The sequence below is a fragment of the Holophagales bacterium genome, from assembly GCA_016719485.1.
Lineage (GTDB): Bacteria > Acidobacteriota > Thermoanaerobaculia > UBA5066 > UBA5066 > UBA5066.
This window is the reverse complement of sequence record JADJZB010000004.1, coordinates 63,461-83,376: the sequence shown is the minus strand read 5'-3', so window position 1 is coordinate 83,376 and position 19,916 is coordinate 63,461. Positions and strand designations below refer to the sequence as shown.

General features: G+C 69.7%; 14 protein-coding genes and 3 pseudogenes. 12 read left to right on the top strand and 5 right to left on the bottom strand.

All coding sequences use genetic code 11. The annotated features are described in order from the left end of the window. Positions 1 to 109 precede the first annotated feature (109 nt). Positions 110 to 724: a hypothetical protein gene (locus IPN03_03350; protein ID MBK9372776.1), complete on the top strand. Its 615-nt coding sequence runs from the start codon at positions 110 to 112 to the stop codon at positions 722 to 724. A gap of 138 nt (positions 725 to 862) precedes the next feature. Here the strand turns inward: IPN03_03350 and IPN03_03345 are convergent, their stop codons facing one another. Continuing rightward, positions 863 to 1,042, bottom strand: coding sequence for a hypothetical protein (locus tag IPN03_03345; protein ID MBK9372775.1), 180 nt, complete (start codon positions 1,040 to 1,042; stop codon positions 863 to 865). Between the two features lie 154 nt (positions 1,043 to 1,196). Here IPN03_03345 and IPN03_03340 point away from each other — a divergent pair. The 4 genes and pseudogenes from IPN03_03340 (at position 1,197) to IPN03_03325 (ending at position 7,164) form a co-directional block, all read left to right on the top strand. Beyond that, a pseudogene (locus IPN03_03340) lies at positions 1,197 to 2,242 on the top strand (MFS transporter). Positions 2,243 to 2,252: 10 nt separating this feature from the next. Next, positions 2,253 to 4,512, top strand: a pseudogene (locus IPN03_03335) (molybdopterin oxidoreductase family protein). Between the two features lie 13 nt (positions 4,513 to 4,525). Continuing rightward, on the top strand, positions 4,526 to 5,110 hold the full coding sequence (locus IPN03_03330) for a 4Fe-4S binding protein (protein ID MBK9372774.1): 585 nt from the start codon (positions 4,526 to 4,528) through the stop codon (positions 5,108 to 5,110). Then, positions 5,107 to 7,164 (top strand): MFS transporter, encoded by a 2,058-nt coding sequence (locus tag IPN03_03325; GenBank protein MBK9372773.1) that lies wholly within the window; start codon positions 5,107 to 5,109, stop codon positions 7,162 to 7,164. The genes IPN03_03330 and IPN03_03325 overlap by 4 nt, the downstream gene beginning before the upstream one ends. Before the next feature lie 117 nt (positions 7,165 to 7,281). Here IPN03_03325 and IPN03_03320 read toward each other — a convergent pair whose 3' ends face one another. Further along, positions 7,282 to 8,613 (bottom strand): cytochrome C, encoded by a 1,332-nt coding sequence (locus IPN03_03320; protein MBK9372772.1) that lies wholly within the window; start codon positions 8,611 to 8,613, stop codon positions 7,282 to 7,284. Positions 8,614 to 8,791: 178 nt separating this feature from the next. Here IPN03_03320 and IPN03_03315 point away from each other — a divergent pair, with 178 nt between their 5' ends. The 5 genes and pseudogenes from IPN03_03315 (at position 8,792) to IPN03_03295 (ending at position 12,907) form a co-directional block, all read left to right on the top strand. Then, positions 8,792 to 9,412: a TetR/AcrR family transcriptional regulator gene (locus tag IPN03_03315; protein MBK9372771.1), complete on the top strand. Its 621-nt coding sequence runs from the start codon at positions 8,792 to 8,794 to the stop codon at positions 9,410 to 9,412. Then, positions 9,409 to 10,587, top strand: a pseudogene (locus tag IPN03_03310) (efflux RND transporter periplasmic adaptor subunit). The gene IPN03_03315 and the pseudogene IPN03_03310 overlap by 4 nt, the downstream one beginning before the upstream one ends. A 10-nt stretch (positions 10,588 to 10,597) precedes the next feature. After that, a complete protein-coding gene (locus IPN03_03305) occupies positions 10,598 to 11,800 on the top strand; it encodes an ABC transporter permease (GenBank protein MBK9372770.1) in 1,203 nt (400 codons plus the stop codon). Continuing rightward, positions 11,793 to 12,509, top strand: coding sequence for an ABC transporter ATP-binding protein (locus IPN03_03300; protein MBK9372769.1), 717 nt, complete (start codon positions 11,793 to 11,795; stop codon positions 12,507 to 12,509). The genes IPN03_03305 and IPN03_03300 overlap by 8 nt, the downstream gene beginning before the upstream one ends. Before the next feature lie 86 nt (positions 12,510 to 12,595). Then, positions 12,596 to 12,907, top strand: a complete 312-nt coding sequence (locus IPN03_03295; GenBank protein MBK9372768.1) for a hypothetical protein — start codon at positions 12,596 to 12,598, stop codon at positions 12,905 to 12,907. A 160-nt stretch (positions 12,908 to 13,067) separates the two neighbouring features. Here IPN03_03295 and IPN03_03290 read toward each other — a convergent pair whose 3' ends face one another. The 3 genes from IPN03_03290 to IPN03_03280 form a co-directional block, all read right to left on the bottom strand. After that, on the bottom strand, positions 13,068 to 13,571 hold the full coding sequence (locus tag IPN03_03290; GenBank protein MBK9372767.1) for a hypothetical protein: 504 nt from the start codon (positions 13,569 to 13,571) through the stop codon (positions 13,068 to 13,070). Positions 13,572 to 13,678: 107 nt separating this feature from the next. Further along, positions 13,679 to 16,348 (bottom strand): tetratricopeptide repeat protein, encoded by a 2,670-nt coding sequence (locus IPN03_03285; GenBank protein MBK9372766.1) that lies wholly within the window; start codon positions 16,346 to 16,348, stop codon positions 13,679 to 13,681. After that, on the bottom strand, positions 16,345 to 16,920 hold the full coding sequence (locus IPN03_03280) for a sigma-70 family RNA polymerase sigma factor (GenBank protein MBK9372765.1): 576 nt from the start codon (positions 16,918 to 16,920) through the stop codon (positions 16,345 to 16,347). The genes IPN03_03285 and IPN03_03280 overlap by 4 nt, the downstream gene beginning before the upstream one ends. A 183-nt stretch (positions 16,921 to 17,103) precedes the next feature. Here IPN03_03280 and IPN03_03275 point away from each other — a divergent pair, with 183 nt between their 5' ends. Together IPN03_03275 and IPN03_03270 are read left to right on the top strand one after the other, a co-directional pair. Next, entirely contained in the window at positions 17,104 to 18,555 is a 1,452-nt protein-coding gene (locus IPN03_03275; GenBank protein ID MBK9372764.1) for an ATP-binding protein, read from the top strand. A 49-nt stretch (positions 18,556 to 18,604) separates the two neighbouring features. Beyond that, positions 18,605 to 19,708, top strand: a complete 1,104-nt coding sequence (locus IPN03_03270) for a hypothetical protein (protein ID MBK9372763.1) — start codon at positions 18,605 to 18,607, stop codon at positions 19,706 to 19,708. Positions 19,709 to 19,916 lie beyond the last annotated feature (208 nt).

Here is a 19,916-nt window from a genome sequence, read left to right as displayed (position 1 = left end):
CCTCCTGCGGGACCGGCTGCGCGCCCTCGGATCGGGAGAGGCAGGCGCGTCCAGGCGCTTCACCCGGACGTCGGTCGGCTTTCTCCTCGTCCTCGGCCCCACGATCTCCGTGGCCTTCTGGGACTGGGTGATGTCGCTCGAGCCGGAGTGGTACAGCACGATGTTCGCGGTCTACGGTTTCGCGGGGACCTTCCTCGGAGGGATCGCGACCGTCACCGCGGTCGCGCTCTTCCTCGACGCCCGCGGTGGGCTGCCCCAGCCGCTGTCGGCCGCGACGCGCCACGACCTTGGCAAGCTCCTGTTCGGCTTCGCCACGTTCTGGGCCTACATCTGGTTCTGCCAGTACCTCCTGATCTGGTACAGCAACATCCCCGAGGAGACCCCGTACTACGCGCTTCGCTTCCAGGGCGGCTGGACGGCGCTCTTCTGGCTCAACCCCGTCGTGAGCTTCCTCGTGCCGTTCGTGGTGCTGCTCGGCGCGAGCGCCAAGAAGCGGCCGACGGCTCTCGGCCACGCGGCGCTCGTCGTCATCCTCGGGCGGTGGCTCGACGCGTTCGTGATGGTCGCGCCCTCGGCGGGTCCGCTGCCCGCGATCCCGTTCTACGCCGTCGCGGCCTCGCTCCTCGTCCTCGCGGGGATGGCGCTCGCCTTCGACCGGCTCTGGCTTCGGGGGCGGGGCGTCGCCCGGGACGCTCCGCTAGCGGGGGAGGCGGCGCTCTCGTGAAGGCGGGGCGATCGTCCGTTCGTCGGCTCGATACTGTCGGGCGACAACTCTCGCGTGCCGCTCAGATCCCGCGCAGCCCGCTACCCCGTAGAGCGCGGGAATGGAGTCGTTTCTCTCGCGAGACGGACGAAATACTCGCTATTGGCTCGGGAGGGAGGCCTGGAGCTTCTCGAACCCGGCGCGGATGGTGGGCTTGGCCGCGAAGGTCCGGAGCGCCGTCTCGATGACCGACCGGGCTTCGTCCAGGCGACCGGTCTTGAGAAGCACCGCGGCGTAGACGTCCTGCACGTCCGCGTACGCCCGGTGGTCTGGCGGCACGCCGGCCTCTCCGACGCCGGGGGGCGCCCCGTGAGCGGGCCCGCGCCCGCGTCGGGGCCGCCCGGATACCGATTCTCCGCGCCGGCATGACTGCCGTCATGCCGCGGCGCCCTCGTCCCTTCTCATTCGAGACGGGAATACGTAGTGTCCCGGCATGCTCTCGACGCTGAATATCCGCGCCCTCGGCTGGGCACTCCTCGCCTCGGCCCTCCTCGCGGCGTCCGTCGTCGCGGGCTCGCGGAACCTCCAGAACTTCGACGGGGCTCTCGCGGCCTACCTCTTCGCGACGCTCTTCGCGGCGTTCGGGATCGTCTACCGCTACGCCGTCTGGCTCCAGCGGCCGCCGACCCGGCTCTACTGGCGGGCCGGCTGGCGGCTCCTCTTCTCCCGCCGCTTCCCCGTCTACCTCGCCGAGCTCCTCCGCCGCTTCGTCGACGAGCTCGCGCTCCAGCGTTTCATCTGGAGGCGGAGCCCGAAGCGGGGCCTCGCGCACGTCCTCCTCGCGTGGGGGTGCCTCTCGGCCTTCGCGATCACGATCCCGCTCGTCTTCGGCTGGGTCCACTTCACGCTGAGAGCGGGCACGATCGACGTCTACGAGGCGCACCTCCTCGGCTTCCACGCCTTCGACTTCCCGCTCGGCGGCTTCGTGGCGCTGAACCTCTTCCACGCCCTGAACTGGTCGTCGGTCCTCGTCCTCCTCGGCGTCTTCGGGTTCCTGAGGCGCCGGATCACCGACGCCGGGCAGATCGCGACGCAGACCTTCGAGATGGACCTGATGCCGCTCGTCCTCCTCGTCCTGATCTCCGTCACCGGGCTCGGCCTGACCTGGGACTACGAGCTGATGCAGGGGCGCGCGCACGCCTTCATGGCGATCAGCCACGCGATCACGGTCATCCTCTTCCTCCTCTGGCTCCCGTTCGGGAAGTTCTTCCACGTCTTCCAGCGCCCGGCGCAGCTCGGCGTCGCGCTCTACCAGCGCGAGGGGACGGCGGCGAGCAGGCCGTCTGCCCGCACACGGGCGAGGCGTTCGCCTCCCGGATGCACGTCGAGGACCTGAAGCAGGTGACGTCGGAGCTCGGCTACGACTACCGCCTCACCGGGGGCGGCTCGCACCTCGACCTCTCCCCACAGGGCAAGCGGGCCGCGCTCGCGAAGGCCCACCTCGCCGCCCGCAACGAATCGGGCGCCTTCTTCGGCTGAGAGGAACGAAATGGCACGCCTTCCCGTATCCCCCGACGCCCTCGTCGCCCAGTTCGGCCCGCGCCTCGGCTTCCCGCCGAAGGAGGGCTTCCCCGGCCGCGACGAGCCCGACCGCGTCGTCCCGACCCACTGCTGCTTCTGCGGGATGCAGTGCGGCATCAAGCTCCTCGTCAAGGACAACCGGATCGTCGGCTTCGACCCGTGGGAGGAGTTCCCGTTCAACGAGGGGCGCCTCTGCCCGAAGGGGGTCCAGCGGTACCTCCAGAACAACCACCCCGACCGGCTCCTCTCCCCTCTCGAGAGGGTCGAGGGGCAGGGGTTCCGCCCGGTGTCGTGGGACGCCGCGCTCGACCGCACCGTTTCCGAGATCCGGCGGATCCAGGAGAAGCACGGGAAGGACGCCTTCGCGATGCTCTCCGGCGTCTCGCTGACGAACGAGAAGAGCTACCTCGTCGGGAAATTCGCCCGCCTCGCCCTGGGCACGCGGAACCTCGACTACAACGGCCGGCTCTGCATGGTGAGCGCCGGCGCCGGGAACAAGAAGGCGTTCGGCCTCGACCGGGCGAGCAACACCTACGAGGACCTCGCGAAGGCCGAGGTGATCCTCGTCGCCGGGGCGAACGTCAGCGAGACCTTCCCGACGCTCACCCACTGGATCTGGCAGGCCCGCGACAACGGCGCGAAGCTCATCGTCGTCGACCCGCGGATGACGCCGCTCGCGCGGACGGCCGACCTCCACCTCCCCGTCCGCCCCGGCCGCGACTCGGCCCTCTTCGGGGCGATCCTCAAGCAGCTCGTCGACCGCGACCAGCTCGACCACGACTTCATCGCGAACCACACCTCCGGCTTCGAGGAGGCCGTCGAGGCGGTGAAGGGCTACGACCTCGCCTGGGCCGAGGAGGTGACCGGCATCCCGCGGCGGAAGATCGAGGCCGCCTCCGAGTGGTGGGGGAAGGCGAAGACGAGCTTCCTCCTCCACGCCCGCGGCATCGAGCACCACACGAAGGGGGTCGAGAACGTCGTCTCGGCGATCAACCTCGTCCTGGCGACGGGGCGGATCGGCAAGCCCTTCTGCGGCTACGGGACGATCACCGGGCAGGGGAACGGCCAGGGGGGGCGCGAGCACGGCCACAAGTGCGACCAGCTCCCCGGCAACCGCGACATCGAGAACCCGAAGCACCGGGAGTGGATCGCCGGCGTCTGGGGCGTGCCGGAGCCGGAGATCCCGGGGAAGGGGCTCTCGGCCTACGAGATCGTCGAGGCGATCCACCGGGGCGAGATCAAGGGGCTCCTCTCGATCTGCTTCAACCCGCTCGTGTCGCTCCCGAACGCGAACTTCGTCCGCGAGGCCCTCGAGAAGCTCGAGTACTTCGCCGTGATCGACTTCTTCCTCTCCGAGACGGCCCGCCACGCCGACGTCGTCCTCGCCGGGTCGCTCCACGAGGAGGAGGAGGGGACGGTCACGACCGCCGAGGGGCGCGTCACGCGCATCCGGGCCGCGATCGACCCGCCGGACGGCGCCTGGCGCGACACGGACATCTTCCTCGACCTCGCCCGCCGCCTCGGGAAGGGCGAGCTCTTCGACTTCGCCGCCCCGGCGCCCCTCGCCGGGACGCGCGAGGGGTCGCTCTTCACGGCGCAGCGGATCTTCGACGAGCTGCGCGCCGCCTCGAAGGGGGGGACGGCCGACTACTTCGGCATCACCTACGAGAAGATCGAGGCGAACCTCGGCGTCTTCTGGCCCTGCCCGTCCATCGACCACCCCGGGACGCCCCGCCTCTGGGAGGACCGCAAGTTCGCGACGCCGGACGGCAAGGGCGCACTTCAACGCCGTCCGCTACCGCGACCCGGGCGAGGTGACCGACTCCGACTACCCCGTCATCCTGACGACGGGCCGGGTCGTCTCGCAGTACCTCTCGGGGACGCAGACCCGTCGCATCGGCAAGCTCGTCGAGCAGTACCCCGAGCCGCTCCTCGAGATCCACCCGTCGCTCGCGAAGACTCTCGGGATCACCGACCGCGACCTCGTGAGGGTCGAGACGCGGCGCGGCGCCGCCGAGTTCCCGGCCCAGCTCGTCACGACGATCCGCGAGGACACCGTCTTCGTTCCGTACCACTGGCCCGGCCGGAAGTCGGCGAACCTCCTCACCTCGGGGAACCTCGACCCCGTCTCGAAGATCCCCGAGTTCAAGGTGAGCGCCTGCCGGCTCGTGCCGACGGGCCGCAAGGCGCCCTCCGCCGCCGAGGCGAAGGCGTTCGCGAGCGTCTGAGGCGGGAGGCGCGATGACGACGACCGCCTACCGGGGCCACGAGGAGTTCTTCCTCGACCCGCAGCGCTGCATCGGGTGCCACGCCTGCGAGATGGCCTGTGCCGAGTGCGAGACGAACGGACAGCTCGCGATGATCCACGTCGACTACGTCGACCGGGCCGAGAGCCCGCAGACCGCCGTCCAGGTCTGCATGCACTGCGAGGAGCCGACCTGCGCGCGCGTCTGCCCCGCCGACGCGATCGCGAGGGACGAGCTCGGCGTCGTCCACTCGGCGAACGCCGCCCGCTGCATCGCCTGCAGCAACTGCGTCCTCGCCTGCCCCTTCGGCGTCCCGAAGAAGGTCGAGGCGATGAAGCTGATGATGAAGTGCAACCTCTGCTACGACCGGACGAGCGCGGGGCGAAGGCCCATGTGCGCGACGGTCTGCCCGAGCGGCGCCCTCTTCTACGGGACGCGCGAGCGGATGGCCGGGATGCGGCCGAACAGCTCGCCCGTGAACGAGTTCCGCTTCGGCCTGCAGCGCGTGAGGACGCGCGTGAACGTGATGATGCCGAAGGGCTCGACCGAGCTCGTCGTCGACGGAGGGGACGCGCGATGACCGACCGCCCCGAGAACCTTCCCGCCCGCCCGGCGTGGGAGGTCGACTTCCCCCTCGAGCGCGTCGAGGCTCAGCACGTCTCGCGGCGCGAGTTCGCAAAGTTCCTCGTCCTGGCCTCCGGCGGCCTCGCCGTGGGGAGCGGCTGGGTCGCGGCCAAGGACGCCCTCTTTCCCCCCGCGGCGATCCCCGGGCCGGTCCGCCTCGCGGCCCTCTCCGAGATCCCCGTCGGCGGGATGACGTCGTTCACGATCCCGGGGCTGAACCAGCCGGGGATCCTGATCCGCCTCGAGGAAGGGCTCTTCCGCGCGTTCGAGCAGAAGTGCACCCACCTCTCCTGCGCTGTCTTCTTCGACCCCGGCTCGAGGAAGATCGAGTGCCCCTGCCACAACGGGGCGTTCGACCCGCTGAGCGGGGCCGTCCTCCAGGGGCCCCCGCCGAGGCCCCTCCGCTCCTTCCCCGTGGAGGTCCGCGGCGACGAGGTGTGGCTCGTCCCGCCGGTCGCGCCGGGAGACGGAGGGCGCATGACCGACTTCCGCCGCGCCCAGGAGCAGTCGCACCCGACGAAGACGAACACCGTCCTCCTCGGGGTCATCCTCCTCCTCGTCCTCATCGTCTCGCTGCAGGTCTGGCTCCTGACCGCCGGCCTCAACACCGCGCTCGGTGGGGACCGCTCGATCGTCTGGCCCGCCTTCATGGCTTCGCTCGTCCTCTTCCTCGCCGGGGCCGCGTCCCTCCGCTACCTGCCGCGGCCGATCCGCGCGGTCGCGGTGCGCCCCGCGGCGGAGAGTTTCCCCGACGCGGCGCTCGCCTGGCGGACGCTCGCGATCAGCGCGGTCTCCCTCACGCTGGCCTTCGCCGTCTGGTTCATGTGGTCGGCGATCGCCATCAAGCTCCCCGACGCCGGCTTCCGGATCTCGCCGGGGCAGCGCTTCTGGCTCACTGCCACGCCCGTCATCCTCGGCTCCATCCTCCGGATCCCCTACGGTGTCTTCGTCTCCCGTTTCGGGAGCCGGCGGACGCTCGCGGCCGTGACGCTCCTCCTCCTCGTCCCCTGCATCGGCACGGGGATCGCCGTGCAGGACCCGTCGACGCCGTTCGGCGTCCTCCTCTTCTGGTCGGCCGTCACCGGCATCGCCGGGGCGAACTTCGCGACCTCCATGGCCGTCGTCACGCTCTGGTTCCCGAAGTCGAAGCAGGGTTCGGCCCTCGGGATCAACGGCCTCGGGAACCTCGGCGTCACCGTCGCGCAGTTCCTCGTCCCGGTCGTGATCGCCGCCGGCCTCTTCGGCGCCCTCGGCGGCGGGTCGCTTTCCCTGAGGCTGAAGGCGGGCGGGACGCAGGACGTCTGGCTCCAGAACGCCGCCTTCGTCTGGATCCCGGTCATCCTCCTCTGCACGGCGGCGGTCTGGTTCGGGACCCGCGACTTCCCGATGAAGCCGAAGACGATCGCCTCCCAGCTCGGCGTCGCGCGCGACCTCCACACCTGGACGATCTCGGCGCTCTACTTCCTCACCTTCGGCTGCTTCGTGGCGATGGGCGCCTCGCTCCCCCTCATCATCCAGTCGGTCTTCGCCGACGCCCCCGGCGGCGCCCCGAACCCGCTCCTCTACGCCCCCTTCGCCCCGCTCATCGCGACGCTGATGCGCCCCGCCGGCGGGTGGGCCGCGGACCGCTTCGGCGCGGGGAGGATGACGGCGATCGCGATCGGCGTCATGGCGGTCGGCGGCTTCAGCCTGACGCGGTTCCTGCGTCCCGAGTCGTTCGACGGCTTCTTCGCGACGATCCTCGTCATCTGCGCCGCCTCCGGCTTCGGGAACGGCTCGGTCTTCAAGATCATCCCGACCGTCAACCCGCGCGAGGCGGGGGCCGTCATCGGGATCGTCTCGTGCGTCGGCGCCTTCGGCGGCTTCTTCCCGCCCCTCTTCCTCGGCTGGTGCATCGAGCGGTTCGGGAGCCCCGCCTGGGCCTACACGGCGATGGCCGTCGTCGCCCTGGGCGCCCTCGCCGTCAACGGCTGGTTCTACCAGCGGGAGGGGTCGCCGACGCGCTGCTGAGGCGCTCTGCACCGGTACGCGTCATGACGGGCGCGGCCGGCCCGCAAAAAAGGGGCCGCCCGGCGGGCGGCCCCTCGAGGGGTTCGGTGGGGAAGCGCGGTCCCGCGGCCCGGCAGGTCAGCCCGCCTTCTTCGCCGTGGCGGGAGCCGGCTTCGGGCCGGCCGCCGCCTTCTTTCCGTGCTCGGCGCGGAGGGCCTTCGCCTCGGCCTTGATCTCGGCGAGGTCGCGCTTCATCTCGGCCCAGCCGTACCAGTGCTGGTAGTCGGGATTCATGTGGAACGCCCCCTGGAAGTTCCGCATCCGGTGCTCCATGAGCATGACGTAGAGCTTCTGCTCGATGGGGTGCTCGACCTCGTAGAAGCGGAGGAGGTCGACGTGGAAGGGGCGGTCCTTCGGCTCGGCGAGGATGCCGTCGCGATAGAGGCCGGAGACCTCGCGGATCGCCTCGGCCATCAGCCGGTCGCCGGCGCGGACGATCTCGTCGGCCTTCCCGAGCTCGGCCTTGACCGTGGCGGGGGCGTGGCACTTCGTGCACTGCGCCTCCATCCGGCCCCGCTCCTTGTCCCAGTCCTCCTTCGAGAGGCGGGCGAGGTCGCCGGCCTTCACGACGTCGAGGCGCGCCGTCGGCTTGCCGTCCTTGTCGAGGACGCCGAGCGCCTTGAGGATCTCGACGCGGTCGGCCATCCACTCCTTGTCGTCCTCCGGGAGGCGCAGCGCGAGGAAGCCCCACGCGGTCCTCACGCCGTGGTCGCCGGAAGGCATGTGGCAGAAGGCGCAGGTCGGCGCGCGAGGCGTCGTGGCATCGGCCTTCGCAGGGTCCTTGAACCAGTCGCCGAGCCCCTTCTCCCAGTCCCACTTCGAGGCGTTCTGCGTGACGAGGATGCCGTGCTTGGAGGTCGAGTACATCTCCCACTGCGGGTGGTCGAAGCCCATGTGGCAGGTGGCGCAGGCCTCGGGGCGGCGCGCCTCGGCGGCGGAGAAGGTGTGGCGGGTGTGGCAGGAATCGCACTTGCCGCCGTCGGAGCCGATGCGGTGGCAGCCGCCGCACCCCTTCATCCCGTCCATCATCGCCTTCGGCTGGTCCTTCGTCGTCGGCATGGCCGTGAGGGCGAGCCAGGCCTTCGCGTGCTTGCCCTTCTCGAACTGGGCGACCTGCTCGCCGTGGCACTCGGCGCAGACCCTCGCCGAGACGGACGTGACGACGCCGGGCTTCTCGCAGGCGCTCGTCTTCTTCGTGACGTCGCCCTTCAGGTGGCAGTCGTCGCACGACATCCCCTGCGCGGCGTGCTTCGACATGGAGAAGTCGCGCAGGGCGCTCCCGGTGATTCCCGTCTTCACGTGGCAGGTGACGCAGTCGCTGGGCGGCTTCGTCTCGGCGGCCGAGACCCCGGTGGCTGCTGCCAGGAGGGCGGCAGCGAAGCAGAGGGCGACGGCCCGGAACGATTTCATGGCGTTCTCTCCTCTCCGTTTTCGAATGGTCTCCGCTCGGACGCTACGTCCGCGTTCGGGAGAGGGATATGACGGGTGTCATAGGCGGAGACCGGTCGACCGGGGGGCGACACCTCCGGGAGAGAGTCCTTGACAGAGGGCTCCCGTGGGGTCATGCTAGTAATTGATTACTAGCTTTATGAAGAAGACAAGAACCCCCACGACCCGACACCTTCCTGCCGACCAGCGCCGGGCCGTCACCGTCCGGGCGGTCGTCGAGCTCGCCGCAGAGCAGAACCCGAGCGAGCTGACGACGGCGGCGATCGCGAGCCGGATGAATCTCACGCAGGGAGCGCTGTTCCGCCACTACAGGACCAAGGACGAGATCTGGGAGGACGTCATCGGGTGGGTCGCCGAGCAGCTCCTGGCGCGCGTCGACGAGGCGACGCGAGGCGTCGCCTCGCCGCTCGCCGCCCTCGAGGCCGCGTTCGCGGCGCACGTCGAGTTCGTCGTCCTCCACCCCGGCGTGCCGCGGATGCTGTTCGGCGAGCTGCAGCGTGGCGAGGACACGGCCGCCAAGCGGAAGGCCAGGGCCCTGATGGCGCAATACGGCGAACGGCTGACCGCCCTGGTCGAGGCCGGCAAGGCCCGGGGAGAGATCGCTGCGGAGGTGGACACGGCCGCCGCGGTCACCCAGCTCGTCGGCACGATCCAGGGCCTCGTCATCCAGTCGCTCCTCGCGGGAGACCCGGGGCGAATCCGCTCCGGGGCCCCGGCCGCCTTCGCCCTCTATCGCCGCGGAATCCGGAGGTCACGATGAGCCCGCTTCCCTTCAGCCGCCGCACGGCGGCCCTCGTCGCCGTCCTGGGGACGCTCCTCGTCCTCTTCGTCTGGGTCGCGCTCCGGTCCGGCCCCCTCGCGCCGGTCCCGGTCACCGTCACCGAGGTCGAGAGCCGGGCCATCGCGCCGGCGCTCTTCGGGATCGGAACGGTCGAGGCCCGCTACACCTACCGGATCGGCCCGACCGTCCCGGGGCGCGTCCTTCGCGTCGACGTGGAGGTGGGCGACCGGGTCGCGGCCGGCCAGGTGCTCGGCGAGATGGATCCCGTCGACCTCGACCAGCGCCTCGCGGCGCAGGACGCGGCGATCCGGCGCGCCGAGGCCGAGGCCCGGGTCGCCGAGGCGCAGGTGAGGGAAGCCGCCGCGCACCGCGCCTTCGCCGAGGCCCAGGAGCGGCGCTACGAGCAGCTGGCGACGGAGCTCGTCGTCAGCCGGGAGGCGACCGAGGCGAGGCGCCAGGACAGCCGGATGTCCGCCGCCGGCAGCGCGGCGGCCGCCGCGCACCTCGAAGCCACACGCGAGGAGCTGACCCGCGCGCGGGCCGAGCGCGACGGACTGAAGAGGCAGCGCTCCCAGCTGCGGCTCGTCGCCCCGGTCGCCGGCCTCGTCGTGGCGCGGGGCGTCGACCCGGGGACGACGGTCGTCGCGGGCCAGGCGGTCGTGGAGGTCATCGAACCCGGCAGTCTCTGGATCAACGCCCGCGTCGAGCATCTCCTCGCCTCCGGCCTGCGCGCCGGGCTGCCGGCCCGGATCGTCCTGCGCTCGAGGAGCGCCCAGGAGCAGACCGGGACGGTCCTGCGTCTCGAGCCGGTCGCCGACGCCGTGACCGAGGAGACGCTCGTGAAAGTCGTCTTCGACTCCCTCCCCGATCCGCCCCCCTCCGTCGGAGAGCTGGCCGAGGTCACCGTCGCGCTCCCGCCCCTCCCCGCGACCCCGGTGGTGCCGAACGCCAGCATCCAGCGCGTCGGCGACAAGGCCGGGGTGTGGGTCGTCGAGGGAGGGGACCTCCGTTTCGCGCCGGTGAAGCTGGGCGCGACCGACCTCGACGGGCGGGTGCAGGTCCTCGAAGGGCTCGAGGCGGGCGCCCGGGTCGTCGTCCACAGCCGCCGGGCGATCGACGCGGGGACCCGCATCAAGGTCGTCGACCGGCTCCCGGAGCGGCGCGGTGATCAGCCTCGCCGGGCGCGACATCCGGCACGCCTGGGGCAAGTTCGTCTTCACGGGCGTCGGGCTCGGGCTGCTCATCGGCGTGACGCTGACGATGGCCGGCGTCTACCGCGGGATGGTGGACGACGCCAAGGTGCTCCTCGACAACAGCCGCGCCGACCTCTGGGTCGTCCAGCAGGACACGCTCGGCCCCTACGCCGAGCCCTCGAGCCTGCCCGACGACCTCTACCGCGGGATCCTCGGCATGCCCGGCGTCGCCCGCGCGGCGAACGTCACCTACCTGACGATGCAGGTGGGCCACGGCGACCGCGACGTCCGCGCCATGGTCGTCGGCATCGTGCCGGGAGGTCCGGGCGAGCCGGGCCAGCCGGGCTACCTGATCGCCGGGCGGCAGATCACGCGCAGCCACTACGAGGCCGTCGCCGACGCCGCCTCGGGGCTTGCGCTCGGCGACCGGATCCGGATCCGCCGCAATGACTACCTCGTCGTCGGGCTGACGCGGCGGATGGTCTCCTCGGGCGGCGACCCGATGGTCTTCATCCCGCTCAAGGACGCCCAGGAGGCGCAGTTCCTCAAGGACAACGACGCCATCGTGCAGCAGCGCCGGCGCACGGCCGCGAACCCGGCCTTCAACCGGCCCTCGGTCCCCGGCCTCCTCGAAGCGGTCATCGCGTCGCAGAACACGAACTCCTCGGTGAACGCCGTCCTCGTGCAGGTCCGCCCGGGCGAGAGCCCCGAGGAGGTCGCCGCCGCGATCCGGCGCTGGAAGCGGCTGGAGGTCTACACCCGGGCCGAGATGGAGGAGATCCTGATCGGCAAGCTCATCGCCACGTCCGCCCGGCAGATCGGGATGTTCCTCGTCATCCTCGCAATCGTCAGCGCGGCCATCGTCGCTTTCATCATCTACACCCTGACGCTCGGGAAGATCCGCGAGATCGCGGTCCTCAAGCTCCTCGGGACGCGGAACCGGACGATCGCCGGCATGATCCTCCAGCAGGCGCTCGCGCTCGGGGTACTCGGCTTCGTGGTCGGAAAGATCGCAGCCACGTTCTGGGCCCCGGCGTTCCCGAAGTACGTCCTGCTCGTGCCGGGCGACGCGGCGCGAGGCTTCGTCGCGGTCGTCGTGATCTGCGTCCTCTCGAGCGCCCTCGCGATCCGCGCCGCGCTCCGGGTCGACCCGGCGGAGGCGATCGGTGGCTGACGCGCGGGCGACGGGCATCCGCATCGAGGGGCTGCGCAAGCGCTACGGCGCGGGGGAGACGGCCGTCGACGCCCTCAGGGGCGTCGACCTCCAGGTCGCCCCCGGCGAGGTCGTGGGCCTCATCGGCCCCTCGGGCTCCGGCAAGAGCACCCTGCTCAAGTGCCTCGGTGCGGTGATCGAGCCCTCGGGCGGCCGCATGACGCTCGGCGACGAGGTCATCTACGACGACGGCTGGAAGATCCGGGACCTGCGCGCCCTCCGGCGCGACAAGATCGGCTTTGTTTTCCAGGCGCCTTACCTCATCCCGTTCCTCGACGCGACCGACAACGTCGCGCTCCTCCCGATGCTCGCCGGCGTCCCGGACCGCGAGGCGCGCGAGCGGGCCCACGAGGTCCTCGCGGCGCTCGACGTCGACCACCGTTCGCGCGCGATGCCGGCGCAGCTCTCCGGCGGCGAGCAGCAGCGCGTCTCCATCGCCCGGGCCCTCGTGAACCGGCCGCCGGTGATCCTGGCCGACGAGCCGACGGCCCCGCTCGACAGCGAGCGGGCGCTCGCCGTCATCCGGATCCTCGAGAAGATGGCCGGGCAGTACCAGACCGCGATCATCGTCGTCACCCACGACGAGAAGATCATCCCGACCTTCGAGCGCATCTACCACATCCGCGACGGGCGGACCCAGGAGGAGGCCGGCGAGGGGCTTCGGCCCTGAAGTCAGGACCCTCGGCTTGTCCGAGACCACGGCCGGACGAAACGACGACGACCGGACTGGCATCCAAGTGGGCGGAGGAGCGGGAAGTGGAGAAGTACAACATCGTCGTGATCGGTGCCGGCTCGGGCGGGCTCGTCGTGGCCGCCGGGGCGACGGGCCTCGGGGCCTGGGTGGCGCTGCGCCCGGCTCATCTGCGCCATCCCCTGCATCTGGATCGCGTCGATCCGGGTCACGCGGCCGATCGTGGACCCGCTCGTCTCGATGGGCTTCACGTCGTCCGCCGTCCGGCCGAGGATGCCGATGGCGGTGTCGCGCGCCTCGTCGAGGCGTTCGCGGAACCGGGGAACTGGTCTTGGGCGATGAGGCTCATATCGATCGCGATGGTGGCGGATCGTTGATCTCGACTACTTCCCCGTGGCGTAGATGACGCTGAACAGAATGCCGGGGTCAGCCTTATGAACGACTCGGCGACGTCGTCGCGGTCTGCCGGCAGTCCAGCAGCCGCGACGAGGCCGACGCTCGGTGGGTGGTTTCTACGGGTCCGGCTTACCGGTGGCGTCAGTGAGCGAGTGCGACTCCTCGATCCCCGGTGAGCTGGCGCCGATTCGAACGCGGTCCGGGGCGCAGGATCCCGCCGTTGGCCTCTCGCCTCTGGTCTCGGTCGGCCAGCGTCTCCGCCCGGGACCGCAGCCGCGGGTGGCTGTGAAGCCACTCGAAGAAGGGGACCGTCCGGACGAAGAGGTCCCGGCCCGGGAGGCGGAGTCCGGCGTCGTCGAAGTCCTGGGTGAGGGCGTACGTGGAACGGATCGTCCGCCCGAGGATCGCCGCGATCTGCCGGACCCCGAGCCGGGGCACGACCGGCAGCTCGTAGGGGGCGCGGACGCCGGCCGGCCAGACGTCGATCGTGACGGTCTCCGTCGTCCCGGGCAGGTCCAGGACCCACGGCAGGCGCAGGAGGTCCGTTCGGCACGACGGGCAGCGGAACCATGCATCCTCGCAGGTGGCGGTCAGCAGACGCGTGGGGCGGGAGCCGGACTGTCCGGCCGCAGTGGTCAGTTCCATGGCGCTCTCCTTCTCGCGTCTGCGGATGTCTCGGGACGTCCGCAGCCCGCTACCCCGTAGAGCGCGGAAATGGAGTCGTTTTTCTCGCGAGACGGACGAAATACTCGCTATTGGCTCGGGAGGGAGGCATGGAGCTTCTCGAACCCGGCGCGGATGGCGGGCGTGGCCGCGAAGGTCCGGAGCGCCGTCTCGATGACCGACCGGGCTTCGTCCACGCGACCGGTCTTGAGAAGCACCGCGGCGTAGACGTCCTGCACGTCCGCGTACGCCCGGTGGTCTGGCGGGACGCCGGTCTTCCCGAGGGCGGCGGTCGCCTCCTTCAGGAGCGCCTCCGCCTCGGAGTACTTCTTGAGCCCTGTCTTCGTCTGGGCCAGTGAGGTCATGTCGCGCACGAGGGCCACGTTCGGGGAGAGGAAGAACTTCCTGTCCCGGGCGAGGGCGTCCTCGAGGAGAGGTTCCGCCTTCGCGAACTCGCCTTTGTCGCGGTAGATCCCGCCGAGGTTCATGAGAGTGACGGGAATCTCCAGGCTGTCCTCGCCGTCCGCCGCCCGTGTGATCTCGAGCGACTCGCGATAGCACGCTTCGGCCTCGTCGAGGTGCCCGCGGCGCTTCACGATGAGGCCGAGATTGTTGAGGCTCACCGCGAGGTCCGAGTGCCCTTTCGGCAGGACGCTCCGGCGCATCTCGAGCGCCTCGCGCGTCAGCGCCTCGGCCTCCTCGAGTCTTCCCTCGTCCAGGCGGAGGAAGCCGTAGTTGTGCAGCGTGAGCGCCGTCTCGGGGTGCGGTCCGCCGTAGATCTTCCGCTGGAGCGCGAGCGCCTCCTGGAAGTGTCGGTCCGCGTCCGCGTAGCGGCCAGAGTCCGTTTCGGCCCGGGCGATGTTGTTCAGAGCCAGCGCGACGTACGGATGGCTCTCTCCGTAGTACTTCCTCAGGTCGACGAGGTTCTGGGCGTGGAGAGCGATGGCCTTCTGGTAGTCGCTCGTCGATTCGATGAGGATGTTCGCGAGCTCGTTACGTGACTCGAGCACCGCGTCGCTCCCCGGGGCGACCTTATCTTCGATCGCGAGCGAGCGCTCGATGAGCGAGATCGCCTCCCCGCGTTCCCCTGGTCCTTCAGGACGATGGCGAGCGTCGTCATGCACTCGGCCACCGCCTTGTCGAACTCCCCTCGGTCCTTGATCCGCAGCGTCAGAGCCTCCCGGAGAACCGGCTCCGCTTCCTTGAGCTGCCCACGCCGCTGGAGGGTCGCACCCAGTGCGATGAGGCTCTCCGCCCGCTCGGCGAGCGACCCGCCCTTCCGAAGTTTGACCGCTTCCCGGAGGAGCTTCTCGGCTCGATCGAGGTCCCCGAGCGACGAGTACGTCGTCCCGAGCGTCTCGAGGACCGCCCCGCGGACGAGCGGTTCGTCCTTCAGCTGGTCTTCCGCCTTCGCGGCGGCCTGGTCCAGCAGGTCTCGCACGGTCACCGGGTTCTTCGCGACGGCCGCCGGGTCGAATCCCCGCAGGACGTCGCGGAACGCCGCCGCGATCTTCCGTGCGCGCGCCTGCTCCCGTTCGAGGCGGACGACGTGGAAGGTGCCGAAGCCGACGGAGAGGATGACCGCGAGAGCCGCCGTCGCCGAGATCGCCGGGTGGCGCCTCGCCCAGCGCCAGGACCGCTCGAAGCCGCCCGGCGCCTTCGCCACGACGGGGCGGAGCTCCAGATGGGCCCGGAGGTCTTCTGCAAAGGAATTCGCGGACTCGTATCGACGGGCGGGGTCTTTCTCGAGCGCCTTGCCCAGAATCGCGTCGAGGTCCCCGCGGAGTTGTTTCGCGACGGACCGGGCCGGCCCTGGGGGCGGGTCCCGAAGTCCGAAGCGCTCGCTGGCTCGCACGTTCGGCCGGCGCGTCACAGACCGCCCGCCGGCACGCCTCGGTGTCCTTCCGATCGACGTCGTAGGGCAGGGCACCAGCGAGGAGTTCGTAGAGAAGGACGCCTGCGGAGTAGATGTCGGTGCGGACGGTGAGGGGCTCTCCGCGGTACTGCTCGGGGCTCGCGTACTCGTACGTGAGCGGCCGGGGGCCGACCGTGACGGTGCCGGAGCGCTCCCACGAGACCTTCGCGATGCCGAAGTCGATGATGACCGGCTCGCCGTCCGCCCTCAGCACGACGTTCCCAGCCGAGAGGTCGCAGTGGATGACGCCGCGCTCGTGCGCGGCGCTGAGCGCCGAGAGGACCTTCAGGAAGAGCTCGATCCTTTGTCGGACCGGAAGGCTCGTCTCGGCGGCGGCGAGCGTGATCGGCCGGGCCCCGTCCACGTAGTCCATGACGAGGAGCGGCCGGTCGTCCGGGCCAGGAACCACGTCGACCAGGCCCGCGATGTTCGGGTGACGGAGCTGGCTCAGGACGGCGATCTCGAGGCGGTAGCGCGCTACCTCCTCGGCGAAGGAGCCCCCGAGAGGCACCTTTATCGCGTACGTCCGCTCCTGCCCCTCGAACGACCGGGTCGCCAGGAACACGCGGGAGAACCCGCCTCTGCCGAGGAGCCGCTGGACGGTGTAGGGCCCGAAGGCCTTTCCCACGAACCTCTCGGCGAGTTTCTCCTCGAGGGCAGCCTCGAGGTCTCCTGCCGGGGATGGCGTCGGGGCTCCGAGGTAGGGGAGAAGGGCCTCTACTTCGGCCCGAAGACCCGGATCGTCACCGCAGTTCTCGGCAAGGAGTCGGGGTCGGTCCTCGGTCGGCGCGAGGGCCAGCGAAGCCAGTAGCTCCTGCTTCCTCACGAGGCGAGCGTCGGTCACGAGGAGAGCTCCTTTCGAAGGAACGCCTTGGCGTACACCCATTTCCTGTGGACGGTCGGGACCGTGGTCCCGGTCACCTCGGCGACCTGCTGGAGAGTGAGGTCAGCGAAGAGGCGGAGGGTCGCGACCTCTGCGGTCTTCGCGTCCTCGGCGGCGAGGCGGTCGAGCGCCTGGCTCAGAGCGATGGCGGATACGACGGAGGCTCCGGTCTCCCCGGGGATCTCGACATCGCCCTCGGCGAGAGAGACCTCCGCCTGCACCGCCTGGGCCCGCTTCCTGGCGTAGTCGATGAGAACTCTCCGCATCGCGAAACAAGCCGCCCGGATCAAGTGGGCGCGGTCGGCGTAGGTGTAGCCGTTCCAGCTCATGATCCCGGCGATGGCTTCGTTCACGAGGGCGGTCGGCTGGAGGGTGTGCCCGGGGCGCTCGTTGGCCATCTTTCGTCGGGCGATGCGGTAGAGATCCTCGTAGACCAGCGAGACCGCCTCCTCGAAGGCGGTCTCGTCACCGGTGCTCCACCGCCGGAGCAGTTCAGTCACACGCTGCTGTGGGGCGACCGGGCCGTCGCCCATGGTTGTTCGAGCTGCCTCCGCCGCAAAACGCCCGGATTAGACCAGATCCCTCGAAGAGGCCGAGTTCAGCCACTGAAGAACCGGGGTTCTGGAACCGCTTGTGATTTCGTGGAACCGGCTTATATGTAGCCGATAAGGTAAGTATACTTGACTTAACGATGACACTCTTGGTAGATTTCGAGAATGATCGCCCCTCGCGCCGAGCTCATCGCCGTCCTCCGGCAGTTCAACCCGTGGTGGGACGGCAACCGCGTGCCGGAGCTGCCTCGCTGGCGGCGCGCCGCCTTCCGCGAAGTGGAGACGTGGCTTTCGGCGCCTCCCGCTCCGAGGGCGCTCCTCCTGAGCGGCGCCCGCCAGGTCGGCAAGACCACGATCCTTCTCCAGGCGATAGAAGAACTGCTCGCGAAGGGGGTCCCGGCCACCAGCATCCTCTACGCGACGTTCGACCACCCGCTCCTGAAGCTGATCGGGCTCGACGGGCTCATGCGGCTATGGAAGGAGTACGAGCCCTCGGCGCGCGACGTCGAGTACGTCCTCCTCGACGAGATCCAGTACGCCAAGGACTGGCAGACGTGGATCAAGCACCAGGTGAAGTTCGAACCGAAGCGCCGCATCGCCGTGACCGGCTCGGCGACTCCGCTCATCGTGGAAGGGCAGGAATCCGGTCCCGGACGGTGGCACACCGTCCGGCTCGCGCCCCTTTCGTTCTACGAGTTCCTCCAGATCAAGAGGCTCCCGACTCCGAAGCTGCCGGATGTGCCCTCGCTGCGTGAGCTCTTCTCCTGGACCCCCGCGCAGTTCACGCGGGTCGGTGCGCTCGCCGTAGATCTCGTCGGACCCTTCCAGGACTACCTGATTCGGGGAGGATTCCCGCAGATCGCGCAGATCGAAAGCATCTCGCTCGCGCAGAAGCTCCTCCGCGAGGACATCGTCGACAAGGTGCTCAAGCGCGACATGACGGCCCTCTACGGCGTGCGCCGCATCCTCGAGCTGGAGCAGACGTTTCTCTACCTCTGCCTCCACGACGGGGGGCTCCTCGACGTCCAGGAACTCTGCCGGAGCCTCGAGGTCAAGAAGCCGACCGCGAACAACTTCATCGAGCTCCTCGAGCACACCCATCTCATCTATCGCTTGCGGCCGTTCGGCTACGGCAAGGAGATCCTCCGCGGGAAGCAGAAGATCTACCTCGCCGATCCGGCGATCGCTCCAAGCGTTCTCCTGCGCGGCAAGGCGCTCCTCGAAGACGCGGCTGCTCTCGGCCTCGCGGTCGAGACGGCGTTCTTCAAACACGTCTACACGCGGTACTACGCCCAGAGCATCGGTTTCTCGTACTGGCGGGGAGGTCCGAAGGGGCAGGAGGTCGACATCATCGCCGACGTGAACGGCCGGCTCGTCCCGTTCGAGGTGAAGCACCGCGCCGACGTCACTCTGCGAAAGCTCGCGGGACTCACCGCCTTCTGTGACGAGCGCAAGGTCACGGAGGGGTACGTCATCACGCGCGATTCCGACGACTTCGGGCTCGTGCGCCTTCCGACCAAGAACGTCGAGGCGATGGCGGTAAAGATCCCGGCCCCGCTCGCGTGCTACTGGCTGGGGCGGTCGGAGATCCTCGCGACCGGACTCGACCAAGGATGAGCGCGGGGCAGTCAGGGTGCAGTCCGTCGACTTCGCTGGAGGGGTGAGAGTGGACGACAGTGACGAGTTCTTCAGTGAACTCGAGCGCGTGGCGGAGTCGTGCGCCCGGGATGGCGCCAGCGCGATCGATGCCCTCGAAGCGCTCGCCTCGAAAGAAGCGACCCGCTTCGGCCGTCTCGTGGACCTCCGTGCCGCTCTGATGACGATTGCGGATGAGCAGAGGGCGTCTCCGTATCTCCCGACGGGGTTCCTAAGGGATCTGCCAGATCCGCGGCGGCTCGCCGGCATCACCGCCTGCCTTGAGCTCGAAGGCCTGATCACCCAGAAGGAACTGCGGAGCCGATTCGCGCGCTACGAGCGCGCCCAGGCTGTATTCGTCAGGGAGTCGGGAGCCTGGGACGCTCGGCGGAAACGGGTGGCGGGCGACGAGGATTCCGAACTCATCGCGCTTCGACCGCCATTGCGGCAAGTCGACGGTTCAGAGGTGATCGCCTGTGGGAAGGGGTACGCCCGTCTTGACGCCTTCCTCTCACCGGACATCCTCGCCTGGGTCTGTGCCACATTCCCGGCAGCCCCCATCTTTATCCGTCTCGATCCGCACGCATGGTTCGAGTCCCGCCCATCCCAGCGACTCTGGGAGCAGGTCGTCATCCCGGCGAATCCGAAGTGGTGGCGCACGCTCGGGCTCTACGCGGGCGAAACGGACGGTGGAGTCTACGAACTCGAGGATGCTCTCCCGGGCGACATCACGAGGTTCTGGGAGTATCGAGTGCGCGGTGTCCGGCGGCTGGAGTCGAGCGCTACAAAGCGGAGCAACCTCTCCATGATGGTGGAGGAGCTGACCGAGACGGCGGATCATCTCCTCGGGCGATGCATCCACCTCGACACGGATGCGCTCCCGGGGACCGACTTCGACGGTGCCGCAGTGAACCACCTCGATCTCGCGATGAACGTCTACGAGGGGGACGCGCGCACCGCCCGGATGGCGATGCACCTGCGAAATGGAACGGTCGAGAACGCGTCGTTCCGCACTCACCTGCTGCGGGTTGAGGGCGTTCCGCTCTCGGCCCTCCTCGATCTCGCGACGATGTTCTTCCGCTCTACGACCCTCACGACGGAGTGGATCGCTGACCAGTTCCGCGGCCGACGGTAGTAGCTGAAGTGCTGCCGTCGCTGAGCGACGAGACGGCATGGTCACGGGCTGTTGGTTCACCGTCTCCAAGATTGGCGCGTCTGGGCGGTCCACTCGGACTCGGGCGGCGAGCTGGCAGGCAGACAACCGAAGACGGCAGGAGGCCGCGGTGTCACTCGCTCATCGGGGCCCCGGGCGCTGAGCGGTGCGACAGGCCCTTGAGGTGAGC